Genomic DNA, 25,457 nt, shown 5'->3' on the forward strand with positions numbered 1-25,457 from the left:
GTTTTGGTGGCTGCACACCTTCAAAACACCGCCTTTTCGCGTTCCCGTCGAGTCCCTTGACATGCTGGAGGGAGATGTGTTGTCTGGGACGGCAATTATGCGAAGTTGTCGGCTACTGAGGTTGTCCAGATAGTCGTGAATGGCCTGTGCCGGAAAGCCCCCGCTGTACCACTCCGCCGCCTGCGCTGCGTCTTTCGGACCCTGTAAAGCCCGGTGCAGCACGGCGAGGCACAGGCGATACAGGGCGACGGTAATCAGCGGCGAGGGATCGTCTATGCGCTCGAAGGTCTGCGCTTGCGTCAGCACCTCGCGCAACCCCACCTCGCGCACAGGCCCAACGGTCAGCGGACGAACGGGAATCCATCCTTCCTCCAGAAGCGAAAAGCCAGCCAAAATTGCACCTCCTTTAGGAAGTGTGAAGGAGAGGTGTCGCCAGGTTGTCGCATAAGGAGGGGCGTTTCCGAAGGGTGAAGAAAATTGAGTCCAGTGGCTTCAACTCCTGACCAAACAAATTGTGCTTCGGCTCAGCTCTGAGCTAACATTCTAGCTAAGGAGCAACCATGACCGTCTTCAACATGCACGATGCCAAAACGCAGCTCAGTAAGCTGGTGGACGCCGCCGAGCGTGGTGAAACGGTGGTCATCGCCCGGAATGGCAAGCCTGCCGTCCAGCTCACCGCCGTGGGCGCAGCTGGGCAACGGTGGTCCCCCGAAGCGCTGGCCTTTTTCGCGTCTGCCCCTTCCCCCGAACTGGCCGACTTCGAGATTCCAGAAGATGACTTGCTGCCCCTGCCCGAGCGGGACCTCTTCTGATTCGCTTCCTGCTGGACACTGACACCATCAGCCTCGCTGTGCGGGGAGAGGGAGCGGTTCGGAGCCACCTTGCTGCCACGCCCCTGGCCGAACTGGCGATCAGCAGCGTCACCCTCATGGAACTGGAGTTTGGCCTGAGCCTCAAACCTGCCCGCCGGGCCGCCGTGGAGGCCGCCCTGAACCTGTGGCTGCCGCAGGTGGCGGTGCTGGACTACGGGCCGCAAGATGCCCGCATCACAGCGCACATCCGCACCGCCCTCCGTCAACAGGGCACACCCATCGGTCCCTATGACTTGCTGAACGCGGGGCTGGCGCTGGCGCGCGGCCTCACGCTGGTCACGCACAACACGCGCGAGTACGAGCGGGTGGACGGCTTGCGCCTTGCAGACTGGATGGGTGGCAGCCCCGACACGATTTGACGCGCTGGCCTCTTACGCTGAGGCATGGACAGAGCGACGCAGCAAGCGTGGTACCTGTGGGCCAAGAGTGACCGCAACGAAAAGAAAACGCTGGAGGATGGCCGTTACCTGCCCGTCCTGACGCACCTGCTGGATGTGGCCGCGTGTACCTGGGAGATTCTGGAACTGGAGCCGCCGCACACGCTGGCCCTGCTTGCCGAGGATTATGGCCTGGACGTGGACACGGCCCGCCGCTGGGTCTGCGCCCTAGCTGGGCTGCATGACCTGGGCAAAGCCAGCCCCACCTTTCAGGCGCTGTGGGACATGGCAAAAAAGAGGCCGCTGGCTGGGGTAGAGCGGCTGGTGGCAGGCGCGGGAACGAACAAGGTTCCACACGGGGAAGTCTCGCAATTGTTACTCCCCTGTCTGTTGACCCTAGTGGGTTGGGAGGAACAGGCTGCTAATCGGGTAGCGGACGCGGTGGGTTGTCACCACGGACGCCGGATTGACAAGCACGTGGTGGAGAAAATTCAGGATGCGGAAGCGGGAAAGGGGGATTGGGGAGAAGCTCGCTTCATTTTGTTTGAGAAGGTGCTGGAAGCAGTTGGCCTTGACCCAGAGAGCCCACCCGTTCCCCCCCTCCCCGATCTCTCCGCCCCCGCCTATATGCGCCTCGCCGGGCTGACCAGCTTCGCCGACTGGGTGGGCAGCAGCTTCGAGGTACCTTCCGAGGTGGACCCGGTGCCCATCCAGGACCCGGCAGCCTACTTTGAGAAGGCGCGCGGCAAGGCGAGGACCAAGCTGGAGAGCATCGGCTGGACCCGGCGCGAGCCCTTGCAGCAAGAAGTTCAATCGCCCGCCGAGATGTTTGCATATATCCCCGGCTTTGCCCCCCGCGCCCTGCAAGAGCAACTGGCGGCCCTCCTGCCCAGTCTGAACGCGGAACCCACCCTGATCCTGGTGGAAGCGCCCATGGGCGAGGGCAAGACGGAGGCCGGGCTGCACGCGGCGACGTGGCTGCAAACCAAACTGGGGCACCGAGGGCTGTACGTCGCGCTGCCCACCCAGGCGACGGGGAACGCGATGTACACACGCTTTCGCCGCTTTCTGCACGAGGCGTCGCAGCGGGACATCGAGCCGGACCTGCAACTGATGCACGGGGGCGCGCTGCTCAACAAGGCCTATCAGGAGAACATCACGCGGACCCTCAACCCGGCCCGTGATCCTTCTACTGCCGACGAGGAGCGGCTCAACGTGCGCGCCGAGAGCTGGTTCAGCGCCCGCAAACGCGCGGGCCTGAGCGAATACGGCGTGGGCACGGTGGACCAGGCGCTGCTGGGGGTGCTGGGGGTGCCCCACCAGTTCGTGCGGCTGTGGGGCCTGGGCAACCGGGTGGTGCTGCTGGACGAGATTCACGCCTACGACACCTACACGGGCCACCTGATCCACGCCCTGCTGCGCTGGCTCAGGGCCCTGGGCAGCTCGGTCATCCTGATGAGCGCCACCCTGCCCGCAGCCAGCCGCCGCGAGTTGCTAGATGCCTGGGGCACGCGGGAGGAGGGCGAGGCGGCACCGTATCCCCGCCTGACCGTCGCCCAGAGTGGGGAAGCCAAGTCCCACCACATCGCCGGCAGCCGAACACAGACGCCCATCACCGTGCGGAGCCTGGGCGCTTCGGTGGAGGAGGTGGCACAAAAGGCGCTGGACCTCGCGGTGGGTGGGGGCTGCGTGGCCGTCATCGTCAACACCGTGCAGCGGGCGCAGGACGTGTTCAGCGTGATCCGTGAGCGCCATGTCGGAAACCTGAGGACCGTTCTGAACAAGGGCGCAAAAGACGACCTCTGCGCCATCCTCTTTCACGCCCGCTACCCGGCGGACGACCGTGACAAACGGGAAACGGCGGTGTTGAAGTTCCTTGGCCCACAGCCTTACGAGAACAAGGAACTGGGTGTGAAGGAGGCTGATTACCGTCCCCGCCGCCTGATTCTGATCGCCACGCAGGTGGCCGAGCAGAGCCTGGACTTCGACGCGGACGTGATGATCTCGGACTTGGCCCCCATAGACCTGCTGCTTCAGCGGGCGGGAAGGCTACATAGACACGCCAAGAACGGGGGGCGCAGGCACGGGCACACCACACCGAATCTGTGGGTAGCGGGGCTGGATACCTGGCCTGCCACCGCGATGGACACGCACAAGTGGCAATGGGTGTACGCACCCCACCTGCTTTACCGCACCTGGCTGAAGCTGAAGGACGGGTCGCAGATTGAACTTCCTGCCGATCTGGATGTACTTGTGCAGGACGTGTACGGGGAGAGCGAGTGGTTCACGCTGGAACAGGAGCAGCGGGCGCAACTGGACGCCGCAACGGCGAAGTTCCGGAACGAGACGGGCAACGACGCGCGCTTTGGAGACCTTGCCCATATCGGCAATCCGGAGGACTTCTTCAACAATGTTCCCACAGTGCGGCCCGAGCCGGACGGCGAGCCTACTCATGATGACGAATGGCCGCAGACCCGGCTGGGTGAGCAGAACATACGCCTGGTGCCCGTGCATCGGGTGCGTAGCGAGTATTTTCTGGACCCAGAGGGTAAAAAACCCGCACACACTGGCACATGGGTAGGCAAGCTGGACCGGGATCAGGCCACCACCATCTTCAAGCGCAGCCTGCGGGTATCGCGGCGGGAATTGGTGCATCTGGCCCCGCAACTCGCCCCAGGCCACACGAGTTGGTCAGACGATACCCTGCTGAGCGACTGCGTACCCCTGCCGCTGGTGAACGGCAAAGTAAGGGTAGGCAATTTGGACGTTGAGCTGGACCCAGAATTGGGACTGATCTACCGTTCTCTTTCTCCCGAGTCGTAGCGTCGGAGCGTTTCGCGCAGTTCCTGGAGCCAGTGGGCGCGTACGTGCGGGGGAGACAGCACTTCGGCGCGTGGGCCCCAGCTCAGCAAAAAAGGCATCAGTTCCAGGGGAAAACCTTTGGCGTCGGTGCCGGCGGTGAATTCCATGTCCACGAATCGGTCGCGGCCTACCTCCCGGGCATGGGGAAAACCGCCTTCCAGCACGCGGTAAGCGGCTTCGGGGGCAAAGCGGACGAGCACTTTAATGCTCTCGCCCCCGCCAATCACGCCCCAGGCGTCGCTCAGAAAGGCCGTGGGCTCAAAGTGCGGGTCAAAATCGTAAGTGTCGTGGGCGTGCAACTCCAGATTCTGCATGCGCGACAGTTTGAAGGTACGGATCTTGTCCCGGTGACGGCGCTCTAAACCAATGACGTACGGCGCCAGATTTGTTCGGCTGATCTCGATGAAATACACGCACAGCTCGTTGCCGCGTTCCAGCAGGCCGTTGGGCCGCTGATAGTCGAAGGTCAGCACCCGCCGGTCCACCCAGGCCTCGGCCACCCGCTCCATCTGCCGCTCGGCAAACTGCGCCGCGCCCGTGTCGCGCACGCTGGCATTCAGGGTGTTCCGAATGTGGTCGGGCAGGGCACGCGACAGGTAGTTCAGGGCCTGACGGTAGTGGTTGGCCAGGGCCGGCGCGTGGTGGTGCGCCAGGCGCAGTGCGGCGTAGGCCGCCAATGTTTCCGCCGGGCGCGGCAGGTCGGCCTTCAGGTGGATGAAGTACATTCCCCGCTCGTCTTTTTGCAGCCCTACCTGCATGGCTTCCAGCACTTCCATATCGCGCTGAATGCTGCGTTGCCCCACCTCCAGCTTGCGGGCCAGTTCGGCGGTGCTGTAGGGGCGGGTCTTGAGCAAGTCCTGCACCCGCACCAGCCGCTTCGCCTTGTCCCAGGTCTTGGCTTCCCGGCGGGCGCGGCGGGGGGGCGCTTCTGGCAGTGGGTCAGCGTCAGGCATGTGAGGCAGCGTAGTGGGGACCTGTCGCGGAGGTGTCGCTGCGCCGGCTGTGCCTAGTGATCCAGCCAATCATCTGAGTCTCCCAGAATCAACTGCTGTTCGCGCGCCGTGGCCCAGGGCAGGTGGATGCCGGTGCAGTAAGCGTCAATGGGCTCGCCCCGCTCCAGGGCGTCCAGCACGTCGGAAGTCCACCGCACCGTGTCGTCGAGGTGGTAGGCGCCGCCCCGGCTGACCACGCTGGCTTCCCACCCCAGGGCGCTGCGCAACTGGCGCATGACGGCCGACACCCGCTGGCCCTTGTGCCGCTCCGTGCGCGCGGCGTCGCCCTCGGGCCGCAGCACCTCCATCAGCGCCTCTGTGGTCAGGCGGCCGCCGGCCTCCACCAGCGCGCACAGGGCCACCAGCGGGCCTGGCGCCAGCGGCAGGGACCGGCCCCCGACCCGCACGTCCGGCACGCCCATCACGCGCAGGGTCACTTCCAACTGCGCGGCGCGCGGAAGGGGCTGGGGCCGCTCGGCTTCAGGCAGCAGGGTGAACAGGTCAGCAAAAGCGTGGGCTTCCTCCCGCATCCACAGGGGATCGCTGGGAAGCGATGTTAGGAGCGCGCGGGCGGCGTCTGGTTGCCCGGTGCGGCGCAACACCTCGGCCCGCACCAGGGCGGCCCGGCCCTGCTCCTCCTGACCCAGCGGCCCGGTCTGCGAGAGCAGCTCGTGAATGAGGGCGACGTCCAGATCAGCGTCCCGCTGAGGCCAGCTCACATGGGCCGCTGCCAGATCCACATTGACCCAGGACACGCCGGCCTCCCGGTCGGCAGTCACGGCCTGGGCTGCGCTCTGCAAGGGTTCCAGCGCCCGCGCCACCTGACCGGCCAGGCGCCAGGTGTGCCCCAGGCCTCGCAGGGCCTGGCGCAGATCGTCCTCGTCTTTGGCGGTGCGGGCGGCCCGCTCGTACAGCGACGCCGCGCGGGCCCATTCGCCAAAGGCCCGGCGGGCGGCGCCCTGGCCGGAAAGCGCCCGGCTCTCGTATGAGGTCCTCTGGCGACTGGCGCGGGCAGAGAACGCTTCTGCCTCTTCCAGCCGCGACAGGCGCAGGCAGACCGTGGCCATGTTGGTCAGCACCCAGGCATGCAGTTCCGGGGCGTGCTTGACCAGGGGCAGCGCCTCGCTGAACAGCTGCATGGCCTGGGCCTCCCGGCCCCGGTGGCTCAGGGCAGCGCCCAGGTCCATCAGTGTCAGCCCCCGGCGAACACCGCTCAGGTTCTTCAGGGCTTCCTGGGCCGCCGCTTCCCACCCGCGCTCCGCGCCCAGCATCAGTTGCGAGCGGGCCAGGGTCCGGTAGGCCAGGTAGCGCTCATAGGGAGAGAGCTCGGACTCCTGGGTCAGCGCCTGGGCGGCCGTCGCCTGCGCCTGTTCAAAGTGTTCCTGCCGGGCCAGCGCCCAGGCCCGGTACACCTGCATGAAGGGGGCCAGGGGCGCAGCCTGCGCGGCGCGGTTCACCCAGGCATCCAGGCGCTCGGGGGCGTCCGGCAGGTTGGCGGCGCAGCGCCACCGCCACCGCGTGGCCTCTGGTCCCAGGTCCCAGGCGGCGTCTGCCTGCTCCAGCAGCGCCAGCAGCTCGGCGAACTCGGTCGGCCCACGGGCCTCTTCCACGGCCTGCCGGAAGGTCAGGAGCAGGCCATTAACCGGCCCCGTCTGGATCAGGGCCTCAAGAGACTGCCGCCACGCGGGCCAGGGCAAGACGGAAGACCGCACCTGCACAGCTTAAAGCGCCCAGGAACAGACGAAGCAGGATGAGGTGGCCCCCCATCCTGCCTGATCTGGTGCGGTGTGCTTAACCGGCGGGCGTGCCTCCCTTGGTGTCGTCTCCGGCCGTCACCTGTCCCGCCTGGATTGACGACACCGTGGCAGCAGACAGTGCCGCGAACCCCAGACAAAAGACGACCAGCACCGAACGGAACGAAAAGGCAATTTTTGACATGGCAACCCCTGACATGGCCCCACTGGGGTCATGGATGGCGAAGGCGGCCGGGCAGCGGGAACGACGTACGCTCGCTTGCACCGCAGCCCGGCAAGCCGGGCGGAAAGTGTGGGCTCACCGCCACCTGATCAGGGGAGAAGGTGCCTGGGATGGACCTCTCTGGCGATAAATTCAGCTTGGAGGGGATAGGCGTCCAAACGTGACATCTGTCAAATGCGCCCGCGCGCCTTCCCTTGTTGGGGAGCTGGTGGATTTACGCTTTGAGACGGCTAAGGCCGGGGCGTATGAAAATGTAAGCTGTATCCGCTCGTGTGGGCGAGGGTTGGGGCTGGGTTTTGAGAGAAAACTGCTGGCCTTGCGAAGTGTTTTCCCCGTGTAGGCGGGGATGTTCCGAACAGGTTCACCGCGAGCTTGGGATTGGCGCCGTTTTCCCCGTGTAGGCGGGGATGTTCCGACCAGATCAACACCCGCCTCGCGTTTATGCTCGTTTTCCCCGTGTAGGCGGGGATGTTCCGCGCTGGACGCTGGCGGGCACCGGCCGCGTCTAGTTTTCCCCGTGTAGGCGGGGATGTTCCGCCGCAGGGGCCGGGCCCTGACGACGTGGCCCAGTTTTCCCCGTGTAGGCGGGGATGTTCCGCTGCGCCAGCTGCAGTTGCAGCAGGAAATGGCGTTTTCCCCGTGTAGGCGGGGATGTTCCTTAAACAATGCCGCCCTCAGCATGAATCCATTCGTTTTCCCCGTGTAGGCGGGGATGTTCCTGTGGAGCACACTTCCCGGCCGGATGCTGGCTGGTTTTCCCCGTGTAGGCGGGGATGTTCCGGCGTGTACGTCATCCGCCACCGAGACCGGGCCGTTTTCCCCGTGTAGGCGGGGATGTTCCGTCGCAATTACCATGATGGTGGTACTACGGTCAGTTTTCCCCGTGTAGGCGGGGATGTTCCGGACCGTGAACGCCTGGAACTGGCCTACAGCGCGTTTTCCCCGTGTAGGCGGGGATGTTCCGAGGCATGAACGCAAACGCGCCCCAGACCGAACGTTTTCCCCGTGTAGGCGGGGATGTTCCGAACCTGGGCTGGGAAGGGGGCGCGGAGATCGTGTTTTCCCCGTGTAGGCGGGGATGTTCCGCCGATGCGGCCCTGGGCGCCGTCGCGGTAGTCGTTTTCCCCGTGTAGGCGGGGATGTTCCGGTGGCCCGGCCTGCAGCTGCAGCACCAGGTGCGTTTTCCCCGTGTAGGCGGGGATGTTCCGAGGCGTACTGGTATCAGGACGGGTACGAGGACGTTTTCCCCGTGTAGGCGGGGATGTTCCGACCCAGAGATGCTGGACACCCTGACCACCACAGTTTTCCCCGTGTAGGCGGGGATGTTCCGGCAACACCCTGCACAGCGGCTATGACCTGACCGTTTTCCCCGTGTAGGCGGGGATGTTCCGTAGCTCGCCGCTCTGGGCGGGGCGCAGCGTGGGTTTTCCCCGTGTAGGCGGGGATGTTCCGCCGCTTGTGGGTCCGCTGCGCGCTGCGCATGGGTTTTCCCCGTGTAGGCGGGGATGTTCCCACATCCGCACCCAGGGCGCCACATCCGGCAACGTTTTCCCCGTGTAGGCGGGGATGTTCCGATGTTGCCGGTGCGGCCCCGGGGGCGGGCGTGGTTTTCCCCGTGTAGGCGGGGATGTTCCGGAGCTGAACGCCCTCAACCGCCAGCTGATGCGGTTTTCCCCGTGTAGGCGGGGATGTTCCGATGTTCTAGGCGCGGCTTTCGTTGCAGCAGGTGTTTTCCCCGTGTAGGCGGGGATGTTCCGCCCTGGCTCAGCAGCTGCCCGCCTTCGCCCTGGTTTTCCCCGTGTAGGCGGGGATGTTCCGCGTGTAATCATCTGGCGAGCCCCCAGGGGCCCGTTTTCCCCGTGTAGGCGGGGATGTTCCGACGCGGTGATCGGGCACGTGCGCTGGGTGACGGTTTTCCCCGTGTAGGCGGGGATGTTCCGGTGCTGGTGCCGGCGTTCAGGTCGTACTCGTCGTTTTCCCCGTGTAGGCGGGGATGTTCCGCTGATGGCCTTCGACCAGCGCAATGGCCTGGAGTTTTCCCCGTGTAGGCGGGGATGTTCCTTTGCCCAGGGGCAGGCCCACCGCGACGGAGAGGTTTTCCCCGTGTAGGCGGGGATGTTCCGACGGGTACGTGCCGCCCAGCACGCCCCAGCAAGTTTTCCCCGTGTAGGCGGGGATGTTCCGCACCGGACTACAACACCGAGCCCAGCATCACGGTTTTCCCCGTGTAGGCGGGGATGTTCCGGTCAGCGACCAACTGGCCAGCACCGTGGGCCTGTTTTCCCCGTGTAGGCGGGGATGTTCCGTCCGAGGCGTTGACCGGGACGTAGGCGGTCGTGTTTTCCCCGTGTAGGCGGGGATGTTCCGCCCCCCAGACCCGGCGCCTGGAGTGGGTGTACGTTTTCCCCGTGTAGGCGGGGATGTTCCGAACATCAGCTACTGGGAGGGCGAGCTGGCCCGGTTTTCCCCGTGTAGGCGGGGATGTTCCGAGCCAGATTGAAATTCCCGCCAAGGAAGGCGCGTTTTCCCCGTGTAGGCGGGGATGTTCCGTTGCGCGTGGGCGGGCAGCTGGGGTCCACGCGGTTTTCCCCGTGTAGGCGGGGATGTTCCGACGTGAACCCGGGGCGCGGACAGGCAGGGTGCGTTTTCCCCGTGTAGGCGGGGATGTTCCGCCCCGCAGGCCCCCGTGCTCGGCCAGGCGCTCGTTTTCCCCGTGTAGGCGGGGATGTTCCGTGGACTCGCCGGCCGAGGTGGTGCATCTGCGCGTTTTCCCCGTGTAGGCGGGGATGTTCCGAATCCATGTAGCGCCTTCATCGTGGCTGACAAGTTTTCCCCGTGTAGGCGGGGATGTTCCGGGAGGGCTGAGACATGGCCACACAGCAGGGCGGTTTTCCCCGTGTAGGCGGGGATGTTCCGCGCGGGAATCTGGCTAATCCGACCCAATGAACGTTTTCCCCGTGTAGGCGGGGATGTTCCGCTGATCGGCGGCCTCATCGAGCTGGCCCACCGGTTTTCCCCGTGTAGGCGGGGATGTTCCGCTGATCGGCGGCCTCATCGAGCTGGCCCACCGGTTTTCCCCGTGTAGGCGGGGATGTTCCGCCACCGGGCGTAGTGGTGTCAGGCGCGGTGTCGTTTTCCCCGTGTAGGCGGGGATGTTCCGGTAATGCCTTCGTGCTCGAACCCTTCCCCGCAGTTTTCCCCGTGTAGGCGGGGATGTTCCGAGGGGCAGAACCGGGCCTGGGACGCCGTAGACGTTTTCCCCGTGTAGGCGGGGATGTTCCGATCAAACTCGGTTTTGCCGGAAAGGCGGGCGAGTTTTCCCCGTGTAGGCGGGGATGTTCCGATCAAACTCGGTTTTGCCGGAAAGGCGGGCGAGTTTTCCCCGTGTAGGCGGGGATGTTCCGCAGAGCGGGTACGCCGGGTGCAGGAGGCCTACGTTTTCCCCGTGTAGGCGGGGATGTTCCGGTGCACCGCCTGCCCACGGGCTACAGCTTCAAGTTTTCCCCGTGTAGGCGGGGATGTTCCGCAACCTCTCCCCACCGCCCCCGCCCGCCCTGCGTTTTCCCCGTATAGGCGGGGATGTTCCGGCCGCCGCGCGCCTGTGCCGCCTGGGCTACCTGTTTTCCCCGTGTAGGCGGGGATGTTCCGGAACACTGCGAGAAGAATCTGGCTCGACTGCGGTTCTCCCCGTGTGGGCGGGGATGTTCCGCCGCGCTTGATGTAGCCCAGCGCCTTGTGGATGTTTTCCCCGTATAGGCGGAGATGTTCCGCCCCAGCCAGTACAGGGTCACGAGCTTCCAGGGTTTCCCCCGTGTGGCGGGGATGTTCTGATGAACCGCCCCGGCTTCGGCAGCGGGCGCGAGTTTTCCCTGTGTGGGCGGGAATGTTCCGAAACAGGCCGCTGCCCAGCGCCTGAGCCTGACGTTTCCCCCGTGTGGGTGGGGATGTTCCACCTTGTCAAAGCCGCCTTAGGATACCCCAGGGCGGCTTTGGGCTTCACGCTTAGCCCGGCGCGGCGGCGTGGGGAAAGGCGTACAGGTGCCCGCTGCGCAGCCCTGCGCCCAGCAGGTCGCCGGCGGGGGGGCGGTGGGCCAGCGGCTGTGGGGCCCGGCCCGGCGTGACCAGCGCCAGTGGGGCGCGCAGCAGCCCGTCGGGCGTCACGTGCAGGTCACCGCGCGTACCCCGGAACGCCGCACCGCCCAGAGCCGCCACCAGCCCCAGCGGCGTGACGGCCGGCAGGGCGGCGGCGGCCTGGGCCAGCCAATTCCCCACATCCTGGCCCAGGGCGGCGGCAGGGTGCAGGCCGTCTGCGGTCTGGGCGCGCACCTGCTCGGCGCCGTGGCCCAGGCTGCCCACACTCAGGCTCAGGCCCAGGGCCTGCGCGGCCCGGCGCACCAGGGCCGCGTGCGCCTGCGCCGAGTCCTGCAGGTGCAGGTGGCGGGCGCCGCGCGCCCGCGCCGCTTGCAGCTGGGCGCTCAGGGCCTGCGGGCCCAGGGGGGCACCCAGCACCGCGCTGCCCACCAGCCTTCCGCCGCGCGCCAGCCCCTGGCTGAAGGCAAACGGCAGGTCGTAGCCGCTGTCCAGCGGCGAGATCAGTAGAAAGGTGGGCCGGGCGCGGCGGGCCAGTTCGGCGCCCATCAGCCACTCGGCTTCCCAGGCGTGCAGGCTGGCCCCCAGCAGGCCTGCGCGCGCCGGCCAGCGGGTGGGCGCTGCGCCGGGGCCGGCCGCAATCACGGGCAGGCCCGGCGGCAGGGCCTCGCCCAGCAGTTCGGGCACGCCGTCGCCCAGGGTGATCAGGGCGTCAGGAGCAGCGGCCAGGGCCTGGGCCGCTGCGCGGCGCAGCTGGGCCGGGCCTGGGCCGCTGCGCGTGACCTGCAGGCTTGCCCCGGCAGCGTGGAGCGGGGGCTGCAGCCCGGCCAGAAAGGCCGCCGTGAAGCCCGGCAGGCTTTCGTGCACAGGCAACAACACGGCAAGGCGCAGGGGGCGTGGCCCCGGCAGGGCGGCGCGGCCTGTCCCCAGCAGGGCCGGCAGCACAGCCGCCGCTTTGAGCAAGCTGCGGCGCGAGGGGCCCGGGGTCACGAAGGCCCCGGGGAACAGCTTTGGGTGGTCTCGCTGGTCCCTGACCCGGTCAGGGGGCAGCAGGCGAGGGGGCCAGACAAACACACGGACATGAACTCCTCCTCTCAGGACCGCGCGGGGTAAATGCCCTGCAGCGCGATGATGAACGTGACTGCCAGGTAGGGCGGCAGGTTGTTGTGCGGCTGGTTGCCGCCGGCGGCGCCCACGCTCTGGGCACCCAGGGCCACGTTCGGGCTGCCGGGGCCGTAGGCGTTGTAGTTCACGCTGCGGGCCAGCGAGCGGTCCGTGGGCACGGCACTGGTCCCAGGAATGTCGAAGGCGCCCACCGCGTGGGTGTGGGGTGGCAGTTCGCTGCTCAGCAGGGTGACGGTGGCGGCGCCGCCCTGCTCGCCCTGGGTGCGGGGGGTCAGGCCAGGGCCGGCGCCGGGGGCCATCGGGCTGGCGGCCTGCAGGTTGGGCAGCGCAAAGGTGGTGCGCCCGTCGCCGCCGTACATGGTGCCCAGCAGCGAAAACAGCGCCGTGTTCTGCGCAATGGGCAGCAGCTGGCCGTTGCACAGAGCCCAGCCGCGCGGCGGAAAGTTGCCGGCGAACATCTGAATCTCTCCAATAAACGGTTCCATGTGGGCCTCGTGGCGGTGGGTGGGGGAAGGCAGAGGGGAACGAGAGGGCGTCCTACCCTTCAGCTGGGTCGTAGGCTGCAGCGCAAAGGGGCCCCCGCTGCACCCCTAGTTACGGGGTGGAAAAATGCCTTGCAGGGCAATAATGAAGTTCACGCACAGGTAGGGCGAGAGGTTCTGGTGGGGCTGCCCGCCGCCACTGGCGGCCAGCGAGGGCGCGGCCAATGTTTTGGGCCGCCGCCCGGTGCCCACGTACAGTTCGCCGCTTTCAGGCTGCGCGAGGTAGGCCCCGGCACTCACGCCGCCGCCCTGGGCAGCGGTCAGGGTGCTGGCCTGCAGCGGGTGCGGATGCGCCGGCATCTGCGCGGCGGTAAGGGTCACGGTTTCGGTGCCGGTCAGCTGCCCCAGGGTCAGGGAAGCCCCGCCCGGCGGGGTGCCCATGTGGACCGGCAGGCGCCCGCGCAGGTCCGGCAGCGCGAAGTTGGTCTGCCCGTCGCCGCCGTACGTGGTGCCGATCAGGGCAAACAGGGCGTCGTTCTCCGAGATGGGCAGCAGTTGCCCCTGGCACAGGGCCCAGCCCAGCGGCGCAAAGTTACCGCCAAACATCCGAATTTCACCCAGGTATGGGGTCACGAAAGCCTCCAGGGCAGGGCTGGGGGAGGGGAAGAGCAGGGGAAGGGTCAGCCCGGCCGGGTTGAAACAGGGCAGCGCCGTGCTGGCGGCGCAGGGGGGAGCGGAAAGGCGGGCGCGGGGCCCCGGGGGTGGGGGCACCCGGCGGGCCTCAGTTGCGCGACGGGAAAATGCCCACCAGTGCGATCACGAAGTTCAGGGTCGAGAGGGGCGGCAGGTTGTTGTGCGCCTGCCCGCCCCCAGCGCTGCCCACCGAGGTATTGGCCAGGGCGCTCAGGGGGCTGGAGGCGGCGGCGTACATGGGCGCGCTGGCCAGCAGGCCGCCCTCGGGCAGGCTGGTGCTGCCAGCAGCGGTGCTGGCGACCAGAGTGTGGCTGTGGGCCGGCATTTCGCCCAGGCTCAGGGTGTGGGCGACTTCGCCGCCCGCCTGGCCCAGGTTCAGGGTCAGGCTGCCCTGGGTGCCCCAGTGCATGGGGACGCGCCCGCGCAGGTCCGGCAAGGCGAAGTTGGTCTGCCCGTTGCCGCCGTAGGTGGTGCCCAGTATGGAAAACAGCGCCTGATTCTGGTTGATAGGCAGCAGTTGCCCGTCGCACGTGGCCCAGCCACGCGGCGCGAAAGGCAGGGCACAGATCTGAATGGTGCCGATGTACGGTTCGTCCATGGGGAGCCTCCGGGCCTCAGGGGTTGGGCGTCTCGCAGGGGCTGCCTACAGGGGTGCCTGTGGGGGTGCCCTGCACGACAATGCCCACCGTGGCGGGGTTGGCGTTGGCCAGGAAGCTCTGGGCACTGCCGCTGGAGAAGCCCTGAAGCTGCAGGGTGTTGGCGCCCACCTTCCAGACATACAGCCCTTCAATGCCGCTCACGCTGCGCAGGGCGTTGTTGCTGACGTTGGCGCACAGCTGCGCGCTGCTGGCGGCGCCATCGCCGCTTTGCAGCAGCGCGCCTTCCAGGGCTGTGCTGACCGACGTGTTCGTCTGGTTGCCGGTCATGGTGACATGCACGCGGGATCCGTTTTTCAGGGCCACGAAGCGCAGGCCGTGAAAGGCAAAGTTGCTCACCGTGTTGTTCACGGCGCTCACGCGTAGGGTCCCTGCCTCTGCCACGATGCCCGAGAGCCCGATAGAACTGCCACTGGCCACGTTCTGCAGGGTGACGGTGTTGCCGCTCAGCAGCCACTCGTCAGTCTGGGCGGTGGTGTGCGCGGTGTTGACGCTGAACCCGCCCGCCACAGAAGTTGTGTTGGTCACGGTGTTGTTGTTCAGGACCGTCCGCGAGGCGCTGCCCGCCGCGTGGTCCACCCGCACGGCCGCCAGCCCATTGTTGGCGAAGGTGCTGTTGCGCACCGTGAGCACAGCGCGCCCGGTTTCGGTGTTCTGGGTGCTCACCTCCACGCCCTCGGTGCCGTTGTTCTGCACGTTCAAGCGGTCCAGGGTGGCGGTCAGGGTCTGGTTCTCGGGCACGATGCGCAGCCCCTCGGCCACGGCCCCCTGCAGCGTGCCCCCGGAGCCGGCGGCGCCGCTGCCCGTGACGCTCAGGGTGCCGCCCACGCCGGTCAGCAGGCTGCCGGTGCCCGGCGAGGCACTGGAATTCAGCGCCGTGATGGTCGCGTTCAGGGTGCCGCCCGTGAGGTTCAGGGCCGGGCCCGCGCTGGCGCCCACCGTGCCGGCGGTCAGGGTGAAGGTGCCCAGGCCGCTGCTCAGGATGCCACCGGTGGTGCCGCTCACGCTCTGGGCCTGCACCGTGACCGTGCTGCCGGTGCTCAGGTTCAGGGCGGGGCCTGCCGTGGCCGTCAGGCTGCCCGCGTTCAGGTCCAGGGTGCCCAGGTTGCTGCCAGTTGCGGCGCTGCTCGTGCCACTGATGTTCAGGCCGCGCACCACGTTGTTCTGGGCCAGCGTGACCCCGGCGCCTGCGCTGTGGCCGATCACGGTAGGCTGCGCGCCGGCAGGTAGGTAAGTCACGCCGCCCACCGTCAGGGCCGCGCCCTCACCGATCAGGGTCTGATTGTTCTTCAGGGTCACGCCGCTGCTTTGCCCGCCTGTGGTGCCGGTGCCGCGCGCCACGTACAGCACGTCCCCCGCCGCCGAGGCTGTCTGGGCCGCCGCCAGGGTATTGAAAGGTGTGCCCTGGCGCCCGTCCCCGTTCGCGCCGCTGTTGTTCACGAACCACACCCGGCCGTTCACGTTCACGTCGGCGGTGGTGTCGGTGCTGCTGCAGCCCTGGTTGTCGGCCACGCGGTAGATCAGCTGGTCAGTTACGGCCGGCTGGCCGTCGCCCACCTTGGAGGTGAAGGTGAAGTTCCCCGCCGCCCCTACCGCCGCCGCGCCGCCCCGGCGGGTGCTGCTGCCACTGAAGCTGAGCGCCGCGCCCCCATAGGTGCTGTAGGCCCCCGCCAGCCCGCTGCCCGCCGGCACCGAGAGCTGCACGTGGCCGGGCACGGCGTACGCCAGCGCCACGTTTTTCAGGGCGATATTCCCGCCGATCTTGGCAAGGCGCGTGGTGTTCCCCGCCGTGGTGGCCGAGCCGATGAACTGGGTGACGCCCGTGTTCAGCGTGCTACCGCACAGCGTCATGACGGGGGTGCTGGCGCCCAGTGCCCCGGCCCGCGCGGCGGCGCCGCTGGATACGCCCTGCTCTTCCACGCTCTCGGTCACGCGGGTGCGGCTGTCGTCCATCACCGCAAAATTCATATTGAAGCGGAAGGGATCGTCGGCAGAGTTGGCCTGCAGCGGCAGTTTCACGGCAATGGTCACCACACCGTCAAACTGCCCGGCGGCGGGGTTGCCCGGCAGCAGGCGGCTGTTTGTCACCGTCTTGCGCCGCACCACGTAGCCATAGGGAAAGAGGCGCGTGGCCCCGGCGGGCGGCGGGCTCACCTCGTCCTCGGCGAACACCTGCAGGTCCTCGCTGCCAGCCTTGGGCAGCAGGCGGTCAGCGCCGCTGGTGCGGTCCAGGGTCATGGCATGGGTGGGCAGGATGCTCTGGGCCAGCCCTGGGCCCGCCGCGCTGCCGTCAAAGCGCTGCAGGGCGCTGATGGCCGTCTCGCCAATGGTGCTGCCGGTGCTGGCGGCCACCAGCGTGAGGTTCTGGCGCGCCGCCGGGTAGGGCGTGCCGCCTGCGGCGGCGTTGCGCACCCGGAATGAGGCGTACAGGTAGCGCATGCCGCCCGCGCCACGCGTGCCCACTGTGAACGAGCTGTTCGCCAGCGGCTCCAGCTGAATGCCGCCCACGTTGGTCAGGGCCTGGGGCACCAGTTCGGCCCTGAAGCCTTCCGGGTCATTCAGGCCAGAAAAGGCGATTTCCACGGTGCCCAGTGGGGTCAGGGCGGGGGCCGGGGCGGCGGGGGGTTCACTGGGAACCGGGTCGGTGCCGGGGGCGGGCGCCGCAGGTGGGGGGGCGGCCGGGGGCGCGGCCCCCTGGGGCGCCGCGCAGGCAGCCAGCAGCGCCAGCGACAGCAGCGTCACAGCCGAGAAATGCAGGGAACGCATGGAACCTCCGCTCAGGGGCACGAGTTGACGAGGTAGGTGGCGCCCGGGGCGCCGGCGGCGTCGGCAGTGCGCACCTGGCACACGCGGCGCGCGGGTAGGGTGCTCTCGGAGGCGTAGGCGCTGCCGGGCAGGATGTTCACGCCGGTCGCACCTGCGGCGGTGGCCCGGCCCAGCACCTGACTGTCGGGCAGGGCCTGCTCTTCCAGGGTCTGCGTGACCCGGGTGGCCGAATCGGTAACAACCAGAAAAGTCATGCGAAAGGCCCAGGGATCACGCGCGCTGCCCTGAGCAGGTGTCTGGGCGTTGTCGTTGGGCTGCAGGGGCAGCCGCACGCTGATCGCCACCCGGCCGTCGTACTGCCCGGGGGCCGGGTTGGCCGCCAGGGTGCGCCCGCCCGCCGGGGTGCGCACCACGTAGCCGTAAGGAAACACCGTGGTCACGCCCAGATCGCTGTAGCTGGCCACTGGCGCGCCGCCGCGCGTGAAGTTGCCCGGCAGCACCTCCGATTCCAGAAACACCTGCAGGTCCTCGCCGCCCGTCACGGGGCGCACCTGCTCGGCGGCGGGCTGGTAATCCAGGGCGTGGGTGGGCCGCACGCTGCGCGCCACCCCGGCGGGGGCGGGTGCGCCGCTGAACACCGTCATGGCGCGCAGGGCGGTGCTGTCCACGTTGTCACTGACCCCAGCGGCCAGCAGTGTCAGGTTGCTGCGCGCGCTGGGCGAAGGCGTGCCGCCACTGGCCGCGTTGCGCACCCGGAACGTGGCGGTGATATAGCGCGTGCCGCCGCTGCCGCGCACGCCCACATCCGTCACGCTGACACTCAGGGGCGAGAGTTCCAGGCCCGCGCTGCTTTCTTCCAGGGCCAGCGGGCGCACCTGCGAGTGGGCCTGCGTGCTGCCCAGGCCGTCGAAGCTGATTTCCAGCAGACCCAGCGGGGCCAGGGCGGGCGGCGCCGGCACCGGGCGGGGCGCGCAGCCTGCCAGCAGCAGGGCGGCGGCCAGGGCCCAGGCGGCTCTACCACTCATGGGAGCCCCCCAGCGCCGGGTCCGGGTTCAGGCCGCCCGGCAGCACCGGCACGGAAATCACCAGCGTCAGGGCCTGCCACGGTCCCAGCAGCTGCAATTCCGGCGGGGTATACGGCGGCGGAGCAGCCAGGAGCGGGCCTCCTGGGGGGGCTTCATCTTCTTTGTTCATTGCTCATTGTAGACATACACACGGTCAGAAAGGTAAGTGCCCCGCTCCGGAAGAGGGGGCAGGGCACTGGGGGGTGATGGTTGATGGATGAAAACAACAGACCGGCAACACTCAACCCTTGAGCAGAAGGGCAATAGGCGCGTTCAGTCGCCTGGCGTCAGGGCAGGCGTGACCGTCACGGGCGGGGCCAGGCGGCGGCGCTCGAACTGCCAGAACACGCTGGGCACCACGTAGAAGGTGAGGAGCGTGGAGGTGATCACCCCGCCCAGAATCACGATCCCCAGGCCCCGGCGGAATTCGGCGCCCTCACCCTGGCCCAGAATCAGCGGCACACTGATCACCAGCACCGTCAGGGTGGTCATCAGGATGGGGCGAAAGCGCAGCTCGGCGGCTTCAATCAGCGCCTCGCGCAGGGGCAGGGTGCGCACCCGCTCGGTCACAAATTCCAGGTACAGAATGGAATTCTTGGTGGACAGGCCCAGCAGGATCACCATGCCCAGCACCGTGATCACGTCCAGGTTCACGCCAAAGAAATTCAGGGTCCACAGCGCGCCCACGATGGCAATGGGCACCGGCAGCAGCAGGTACACCGGATACCGGAACGAGTTGAACTGGCTGCCCAGCACCAGATAGGTCAGCAGCACCGCCACCAGCATCAGAATGGGCCCGTAGAACACGAGGTCCCCGGTCAGGCCCGCGCTGCCAAACGCGCTGGCGTTGCCCAGCGTCACGCCGCCCGAGAGCAGCCCGGCCTTCTCCACGCGGCTCACCAGTTCCTGCTGGTAGGCGAAGGGGTTCGGCCCACCGTCCACGAGGTTGAGGTCCAGGGTCGCGGTGTAGGCCTTATTTAAGCGGCTCAGCGTGGCCGGGGCCTGCGCCAGCGCGAAGCCGCCCAGTTCGCCCAGGGTCAGGTTGGCGCCCAGGGCCTGCGAGTACACGGTCTGGCTCAGCAGGCTCTGTTCGCCGCTGATCAGGGCGGGGTCCAGCCGCACCACGATGTCCACGCTGCGGTCGCCGTCGCGCACCCGCCCGGCCACCGAGCCGTCGTTGTAGGTGCGCAGGGCCTGCGCCACGTCGCTGGCGCTCAGGCCGGTGCCGCTCAGGCGCGTGGGGTCCGGCACAAAGGTGCGCTCCTGGCGGGTGGCGCTCAGGCTGCTTTCCACCGTGCGCAGGTTGGGGTCCTGCGAGAGCAGGCGCACCACCTCGCGGTTGCGCTGCACCAGCAGGGCCTGGTTGGGGGCGGTAAGCGCCAGGGTGATGTCGGCGCTGCCGCCCGGGCCGCCCTGCTGCGAGGCCACCAGCACCTCGGTGCCGGGCACGCTGGCGGCCACCCGCTGCAGGTCGCGCAGGTAGCGCGCCACCAGGATTTCGATGCCAGGGCGCTCACTCTTGGGAATCAGGGTGACCGTCAGGCTGGCGGCGTTGGGGTTATTGCCCCCGGTCAGGCTGCCAGCGCCCACGCTGGTCTGCACGAGGCGCACTTCAGGGCGGGCCAGCAGGTTTTCTTCCACCTGCCGCGTGAGGCGGTTGGTGGTTTGCAGGTCGGTGCCGGTGGGCAGGTCCAGGTCCACGGTCAGCGAACCGCTGTCGGTCTGCGGGGTAAAGGCAAAGCCCACGCCGCGCAGGGCCAGCCCCGCGCTCAGCAGAAACAGCCCCGCCACCGCCATGACCGCCCAGGGCCGCCGCAGGGCGCCGCCCAGGCTGCGGGCATAGGCGCGCGCCGTGGCCTGCACGCCCCGGTTGGTGATCCCGTGCAGGGTGCCGGTCAGGGCCTCCAACACGGCGTACAGCACGGTCAGCAGGTACCGCACCACGGCCAGGCCCAGTGGGGCCAGCAGCACGGCCAGCCCCAGCGCGACGGGCAGGGCCAGCCCCGCCGCTTGCAGGCCGGCAGTCAGCGCCGCGCCGGCCAGGGCCAGCCCCAGCCAGCCGACCAGGGTTCGCACGCCCGCGAGGCTCTGGCGCAGCAGCAGCGGGAAGCGGCCCAGAATCCCGGGCACCTCGCGCCACGTCACCGGCTCTGGGTCCTGGGTGTAGGCCATGCGCACGGTGAGGAACAGCAGGCTTTCCAGCCATGACAGCGCGATGGCCGCTGCAATGCCCAGCCCAAACTGGCTGAAGAACTGGCCCAGGATGCCCGGCATGAAGCTCAGGGGCAGCAACACCGCCAGCAGCGAGAAGCTGGCCGCTGTGACCGCCGAGAAGACCTCCGAGCCGCCCAGCAGCACGCTGCGCACCGGGCTGTAGCCCAGGTCGCGGTAGCGCTGCACGTTCTCGGCCACCACAATCGAGTCGTCCACCACGATGCCAATGGCCACGATGATCGCCAGCAGCGAGATGATGTTGAAGGTAAAGCCCAGCAGGCTAAAGAGCAGCGGCGCCGCGCTGATGGAAATGGGAATGGCCAGCACCACCGCAAAGACCGTGTTCAGGCGGCCCAGGAACAGCAGGCAGATCACGCCCACCGCCCCCACGGCGATCAGGAATTCCTTGAAGGTGTCTTTCACCGTGGCGCGGGTTTCGCGCGTGGTGTCGCTGGCCAGGGTCAGGGCGTATCCCTTGGGCAGCGGCTGGGCTTCCATGGCCGCGCGCACCCGGTCGGTCACTGCCACCGAGTTCGTACCGCTGCCCTTGCGCACGCTGAGCAGCACCGCTGGCTGGCCGTTCACCCGGGCCAGCGAGGTGGGCTCGGCCGCTGTATCGCGCACCCGCGCCACGTCTCCTACCTGCACGCCGCTGTCCAGGGGAATGCGCGCCACCTCGGCCGCGCTGCGCGGGGTGTTGCGGGTGGAAAACTGTGTCTGGGTGCCGCCCTGGGCCACCGCCCCGGCGGGCAGGTCCAGCGCGCTGGCGCTGATCGCCCCGGTCACCCGCGCCGGGGTCAGGTTGTACGCCTGCAGCTGCGCTGGGTCCAGCAGCACCTGCACCTGCCGCTCCGGGCCGCCGGTCAGTGAAACGTCGGCCACGCCGTCAATGCGTTCCAGGCGCGGCACCAGCACGTCCTCGGCCAGGGCGGTGACTGCCGCCGGGGGCGCGCTGCCGCCCAGCAGGGCCAGGGTCAGGATGGGCGTGTCGTTGGGGTCGAACTTCTGCACCACCGGGGCTTCCGAGCCGTCCGGCAGCGCGGCGCGAATGGCCGCCACCGCCTGCGAGACGCTGTTGGCCGCGCTGTCCACATCCGTGTCGTCGGTAAAGGTGATCACCACCGCCGACTGGTTGGTGACCGAGGTGGTGTTGATGTCCACCACGCCCGCCAGGGTGCTCACCGCGTCTTCAATGCGGCGGCTGACCTCGCGGTCCACCTGATCGGGGTTGGCGCCGGGGTAGGCGGTGCTGACCGCCAGCACCGGCACCTCGAAGTTGGGCAGCAGTTCCACCCCCAGCCGGAAGGTGGCCACCAGCCCCGCCAGCACCAGCATCACGAAAATGCCGATGGAAAATACGTAGTTGCGCACGCTGAAGCGCACCAGCGGGTGCACCGCCGGTTCGGGGGTGCCGTCGGGCAGCTGCCCGGGCGGGGCGTTGAACTCAGCCGGCTCGTGCGTGCTCATGGCTGGGCCCCGCTGCGCGCCGTGACCCGGGTGCCGTCCTGCAGGCTGGCGGGCAGCGGCGAGATCACGGCCTGCCCGGCGTCCAGCCCCTGCACCGCCACCTGGGTGCCGCTCTCGGCCACCACGGTGACCGGGGTGCGCTGGGCCACGCCAGCGGCGGCCACGTACACCACGTTCTGCCCTTCTTCGGCCTGCACGGCGCTGCCCGGCACCAGCACGCCCTGGCCCAGGGTGACCCGGTAGCGCGCCTGGGCGGTGGCGCCCACGGGCAGGGCGTCTCCACCCTGCACCCGCGCCGTGACCGGCACGAGGCGGTTGCTGCCGGCAATGCCCGGGGTTTCCACCACGGTCGCCACGTAGTTCTGCCCGCCGTAGCCCAGGTTCAGGGCCGTGCCGGGGCGCAGGGTGGCGGCGTCGTCAGCCGGCACGCTGAACTGCGCGCGCAGGCTGCCGGGGTCCACCAGCCGGAACACGGGCGAACCCTGCGCCACGAACTCACCCACCTCCACGTCCAGCGTGGCCACTGTGCCCGCAAAGGGCGCGCGAACCGCCGTGCGGGCCAGATTTTCCTCGGCTTGCCGCACCCCGGTACGGGCCTGCTCCACCTGCACGCGCGCCAGCGGCACACTGCCCTGGGCGCTCTGGCCGTTCTGCGCGAGGTTGGTCCGCGCCTGGGCCAGCCCGCTTTCGGCCTGCGCCAGCCCCGAGCGCGCGGCCTGCAGGTCCGCCTGACTGATGCCGCCTAGGCCAAAGAGGCGCTCGGCGCTCTGGGCGTTGCTGCGGGCCTGGGCCAGCGTGGCCTCGGCCGCCTGCACCGAGGCGCGCAGGGCGGTGGCCGAGCCCTGGGTGGTGCGCTGGGTCTGGGCGAGGCTCAGCTGCGCCTGTTCCAGTTGCAGCCGGGCGTTGTCCAGCGCCTGCCGCTGCGGCAGGTCGTCCAGTTGCACCACCACCTCGCCGGCCTGCACCCGCTCGCCTTCCTGGGCCAGCACGGCCTTGACGGCGCCGCCCGCCTGCGCCGCCACCTGACTGTCACGCTGGGCCTGCAGGGTGGCCGCCGCGCTGCGCTGCGCGCTGAGGGTGCCGGTTTTGGCGGTAACAGTGCTGACCTGCAGGGCGGTGGTCTTGGCAGGCGGGGCGTCAATGTCGTTCTCGGCCTTGGTGCTGCCCGGGGCCGTGCAGGCCGCCAGCAGCAGCGGCAGCGTCAGGGCGAAGGAGCGGGCGCGCACCTCAGTTCACCAGCCCGGTCACGTCCACGCCGCTGGCCGTGCCCAGCCCCGCCAGGGCCCGCCACACGCCGCCCTGCGCCTGGGTCAGGCTGAATTCGGCCTGCGAGACCTGCAGCTGCGCCTGCTGCACCTCCACGGCGGCGGCGGTGCCGGCCTTCAGGCGGGCCTGCGCCTGGGTCAGGGCGGTGCGGGCATTCTGCAGGGCCTCGCGCGCCAGGGTCACGCGCTCCTGGGCGTCCTGGGCGGCGCGGTAGGCGTCGCGCACGCCGGTCTGGGCGGCGCGCAGGGCGTCGTCCAGGGTGCGCTGGGCGTTCTGGGCCGCCACCCGGGCGTCGTCCAGGGTGCGGGCCGGCGTGTAATCGTTGTCCGAGAGGCGCACCTGCAGCGCCGCCAGGGCCGCGCCGTTGGCCGCCTGCACCAGACTGGGCAGGCGTTTTTCCAGGCCCGCCTGCAACGCGGCGAGCGTCACGCTCAGCTTGGGGGCGGCGGGCGGCGCACTCAGCTTCAGGTCGCCCTGCAGGTTCAGGGTGCGGGCCAGCCCGGCCTCCAGCACTGGCAAGCTGGCCCGGGCGCTGGCGAGGTCCTGGCGGTCACTGTTCAGGGCGTTCTGCGCGCGGCTGACGTCCAGCGCGGTGGCCGTGCGCGCCGCAAGGCGGGCCTGGGCAATCTTCAGGTTGCGTTCGCTGAGGCCCACCTGTGCGCCAGCCAGCGTGACCCGCGCGGCGCCCTCGTAGGCGGACAGGTACCCGCTGATGGCCGCCTGCGCCGCGCCCAGCTTGGCGGCGTCCAGCGCGGCGGCCTGGGCCGCCACCTCCTGCTCGGCCTGGGTGAGGGTGGTGATCAGGCTGGTGGGGTCGGCGCGCACCGCACGCAGGTTGGCCTGGGCTTTTTGCAGGCTGGCGCGGGCGCTGGTCACGTCCACGCCCTGCGCCAGCGCGCGCGCCACCGCCGAGGGCAGCGTGAGGGACGTGGCGCCCTGGACTGTGGCGTTCTGGGCGTGGGCGCCGCCCAGGGTCAGCAGGAGGGGCAGCAGCAGGCGCAGGGCGGGCAGGGGGGAACGGGTCATGGTTGGCCTCCGGTGGGCAGGGGGGCGGGAAGGGTGGGCAGCAAGGGATCAAGGTCGGCAGTGGCCTGCGCCAGCGCGAGGCCCGCCAGGGCCACACTGTCCTGGGCGGCCTGCAGCGCCTGCCGGGCCTGCAGCAGGGTCAGGTCGGCCTGGGTCTGTTCCAGCGCGGTGCCCAGGCCCGCCTGCAGCCGGGCGCGGGCGTTCTGCACGCCCAGTTCGGCAGCCTGTACGCGGGTACGCGCCGCCTGCAGGCCCGCGCGTTCGTCGTCCAGGGCACTGAAGCGGGTGCGCACGTCCAGTTCGGCGGCCTGCCGGGCACTGGCAAGGCCCAGTTCAGCCTGTGCCGTGCCCAGTTCGGCCTGGGCCAGAGCAGCGTCCTGGGGGCGGCCCAGGAGGGGCAGCGAGGCATTGAGCGACAGGGCCACGCCACTGACCGCCGCGCCGGTGTCGCGCAGCGGCACGCTGGCCTGCACACCCAGCACCCCGGCTTTCAGGTTCAGGCTGGCCCCCACGGTCCGCCCGGGATTGCCCTGGGCGTCGGCCAACTGCCCGGCCCGCACGCTGGCGGTCACGTCGGGCAGCCGGGCATCCAGCCGCGCCGCCGAGAGTCCAGCCTGGGCATCGGCCAGCGCCGCCTGGGCACGGGCGACCTCGGGGCGCTGGCGCAGGGCGCGGGCCAGCAGGGTGTCCAGGTCGCCGGCCGGGGTCAGGTCGGGCAGCGGGGCGGTCAGCACGGTGGGGGCGACAGCCACCGGCGTGCCCAGCAGCCGGGTTAGGGCCTGGGCCGCCTGGGTCACCGCGCGGGCGGCCGTGTCCTGCCCGGCCACCGCTGATTCCAGGGCCGTGCGGCGCTCCAGCACCCCGGCCTCCGTCGCCAGGCCACCTGCGCGCTGGGCTTCGGTGACCGTCAGCAGGCGCTCGGCCAGGGCGCGCCCGGCCTGGGCCGCTTCCAGCCCGGCCTGGGCGCGGCGCAGGCCACCCAGCGCCTGAAACAGCGCCGCCGTCTGGGCCGCCCGCGCGGCGCGCAGGTCCAGGGCGGCAGCAATCAGGGCCCGCTCGGCGCTGCGCACGGCGGCCAGCGCGGGCGACCAGGGCAGCACGGCCACGCTGGCGCTCAGGGTGACGGTGGCTGCCCCCTTCCACTCGCCGCCGTCCCAGGGCACGCGGCTCAGCGAACTGTCGGCCTCGGCGGTCACGCTCAGGCCGGCGCGGGTGCGGGCGCTCTGCAGGGCCAGGACCGCCGCCTGGTAATTCAGGTCGGCGCCCCGCCAGCCTGGCGAGGCGCGCAGGGCCAGCAGCAGGTCGGGCAGGTTCAGGCCCGCCGGGGCCGTGGTGGCTGGGGCCGTGGTAGCTGGGGGAGACGTGGGCGGCGGTGGCGGCGCGCTCTGCGCCTGGGCGCCAGAAAGCAGCAGCGCGGCGCACAGGGCCAGCAGCGGCGCCTGGGAATGTGGAGAGGGAACAGGCATGAACACCTCGGGGGCAAGGAAGAGGGGCGGGAAAGCGGGAGCGGCTCTAGCGTGGCGGCGGGA

The 25,457-nt window shown here is 69.3% G+C and carries 18 protein-coding genes and 1 CRISPR repeat array; of the genes, 3 read left to right on the forward strand and 15 right to left on the reverse strand.

Annotated features, from left to right (window positions below; genetic code table 11):
* A partial coding sequence (locus KMW22_RS14860) for a type I-E CRISPR-associated protein Cse1/CasA (RefSeq protein ID WP_235693009.1) occupies window positions 1–393 on the reverse strand: 393 nt, incomplete at its 3' end.
* A gap of 167 nt (window positions 394–560) precedes the next feature.
* Here KMW22_RS14860 and KMW22_RS14865 point away from each other — a divergent pair.
* Genes KMW22_RS14865 through cas3 form a run of 3 tightly spaced genes read left to right on the forward strand, consistent with a single transcriptional unit; the run spans window position 561 to window position 4,072 of the window.
* Window positions 561–812 carry a type II toxin-antitoxin system Phd/YefM family antitoxin gene (locus KMW22_RS14865; RefSeq protein ID WP_221090838.1) on the forward strand — a complete coding sequence of 84 codons (252 nt, stop codon included), beginning with the start codon at window positions 561–563 and terminating at the stop codon, window positions 810–812.
* An 11-nt stretch (window positions 813–823) separates the two neighbouring features.
* Entirely contained in the window at window positions 824–1,231 is a 408-nt protein-coding gene (locus KMW22_RS14870; protein WP_235693015.1) for a PIN domain-containing protein, read from the forward strand.
* Between the two features lie 24 nt (window positions 1,232–1,255).
* Window positions 1,256–4,072, forward strand: a complete 2,817-nt coding sequence (cas3, locus tag KMW22_RS14875) for a CRISPR-associated helicase Cas3' (RefSeq protein WP_221090840.1) — start codon at window positions 1,256–1,258, stop codon at window positions 4,070–4,072.
* Here cas3 and KMW22_RS14880 read toward each other — a convergent pair.
* From KMW22_RS14880 to KMW22_RS14945, 14 genes are all read right to left on the reverse strand, one after another.
* Window positions 4,045–5,064, reverse strand: a complete 1,020-nt coding sequence (locus KMW22_RS14880) for a helix-turn-helix transcriptional regulator (protein ID WP_221090841.1) — start codon at window positions 5,062–5,064, stop codon at window positions 4,045–4,047. The genes cas3 and KMW22_RS14880 overlap by 28 nt on opposite strands.
* Before the next feature lie 53 nt (window positions 5,065–5,117).
* A complete protein-coding gene (locus KMW22_RS14885) occupies window positions 5,118–6,815 on the reverse strand; it encodes a tetratricopeptide repeat protein (protein WP_235693010.1) in 1,698 nt (565 codons plus the stop codon).
* A 79-nt stretch (window positions 6,816–6,894) separates the two neighbouring features.
* Window positions 6,895–7,041 carry a hypothetical protein gene (locus tag KMW22_RS14890; RefSeq protein WP_221090842.1) on the reverse strand — a complete coding sequence of 49 codons (147 nt, stop codon included), beginning with the start codon at window positions 7,039–7,041 and terminating at the stop codon, window positions 6,895–6,897.
* Between the two features lie 364 nt (window positions 7,042–7,405).
* A CRISPR array of direct repeats spans window positions 7,406–10,850; the repeat unit is 29 nt; unit sequence GTTTTCCCCGTGTAGGCGGGGATGTTCCG.
* 232 nt (window positions 10,851–11,082) lie between these two features.
* Window positions 11,083–12,159 carry a twin-arginine translocation signal domain-containing protein gene (locus KMW22_RS14895; protein WP_221090843.1) on the reverse strand — a complete coding sequence of 359 codons (1,077 nt, stop codon included), beginning with the start codon at window positions 12,157–12,159 and terminating at the stop codon, window positions 11,083–11,085.
* Window positions 12,160–12,263: 104 nt separating this feature from the next.
* Complete coding sequence (locus tag KMW22_RS14900) at window positions 12,264–12,779, reverse strand: phage tail protein (protein ID WP_221090844.1); 516 nt, start codon at window positions 12,777–12,779, stop codon at window positions 12,264–12,266.
* Between the two features lie 105 nt (window positions 12,780–12,884).
* The gene (locus KMW22_RS14905) at window positions 12,885–13,409 is read right to left on the reverse strand and encodes a phage tail protein (protein ID WP_221090845.1); all 525 of its coding nucleotides are present in this window, start codon (window positions 13,407–13,409) and stop codon (window positions 12,885–12,887) included.
* 148 nt (window positions 13,410–13,557) lie between these two features.
* On the reverse strand, window positions 13,558–14,067 hold the full coding sequence (locus KMW22_RS14910) for a phage tail protein (RefSeq protein ID WP_221090846.1): 510 nt from the start codon (window positions 14,065–14,067) through the stop codon (window positions 13,558–13,560).
* Between the two features lie 16 nt (window positions 14,068–14,083).
* Window positions 14,084–16,891, reverse strand: coding sequence for an autotransporter outer membrane beta-barrel domain-containing protein (locus KMW22_RS14915; protein ID WP_221090847.1), 2,808 nt, complete (start codon window positions 16,889–16,891; stop codon window positions 14,084–14,086).
* Window positions 16,892–16,902: 11 nt separating this feature from the next.
* A complete protein-coding gene (locus tag KMW22_RS14920) occupies window positions 16,903–17,916 on the reverse strand; it encodes a hypothetical protein (RefSeq protein WP_221090848.1) in 1,014 nt (337 codons plus the stop codon).
* Window positions 17,906–18,085 (reverse strand): hypothetical protein, encoded by a 180-nt coding sequence (locus KMW22_RS14925; protein ID WP_221090849.1) that lies wholly within the window; start codon window positions 18,083–18,085, stop codon window positions 17,906–17,908. The genes KMW22_RS14920 and KMW22_RS14925 overlap by 11 nt, the downstream gene beginning before the upstream one ends.
* A gap of 143 nt (window positions 18,086–18,228) precedes the next feature.
* A complete protein-coding gene (locus KMW22_RS14930; RefSeq protein WP_221090850.1) occupies window positions 18,229–21,636 on the reverse strand; it encodes an efflux RND transporter permease subunit in 3,408 nt (1,135 codons plus the stop codon).
* On the reverse strand, window positions 21,633–22,862 hold the full coding sequence (locus tag KMW22_RS14935) for an efflux RND transporter periplasmic adaptor subunit (RefSeq protein WP_221090851.1): 1,230 nt from the start codon (window positions 22,860–22,862) through the stop codon (window positions 21,633–21,635). Before KMW22_RS14935 ends, KMW22_RS14930 begins: the two co-directional genes overlap by 4 nt.
* Before the next feature lies 1 nt (window position 22,863).
* Window positions 22,864–23,928: a TolC family protein gene (locus KMW22_RS14940; protein ID WP_221090852.1), complete on the reverse strand. Its 1,065-nt coding sequence runs from the start codon at window positions 23,926–23,928 to the stop codon at window positions 22,864–22,866.
* Entirely contained in the window at window positions 23,925–25,394 is a 1,470-nt protein-coding gene (locus KMW22_RS14945; protein WP_235693011.1) for a TolC family protein, read from the reverse strand. The genes KMW22_RS14940 and KMW22_RS14945 overlap by 4 nt, the downstream gene beginning before the upstream one ends.
* Between the last annotated feature and the right edge of the window lie 63 nt (window positions 25,395–25,457).

This window comes from Deinococcus aquaedulcis (assembly GCF_019693445.1).
Taxonomy (GTDB): domain Bacteria; phylum Deinococcota; class Deinococci; order Deinococcales; family Deinococcaceae; genus Deinococcus; species Deinococcus aquaedulcis.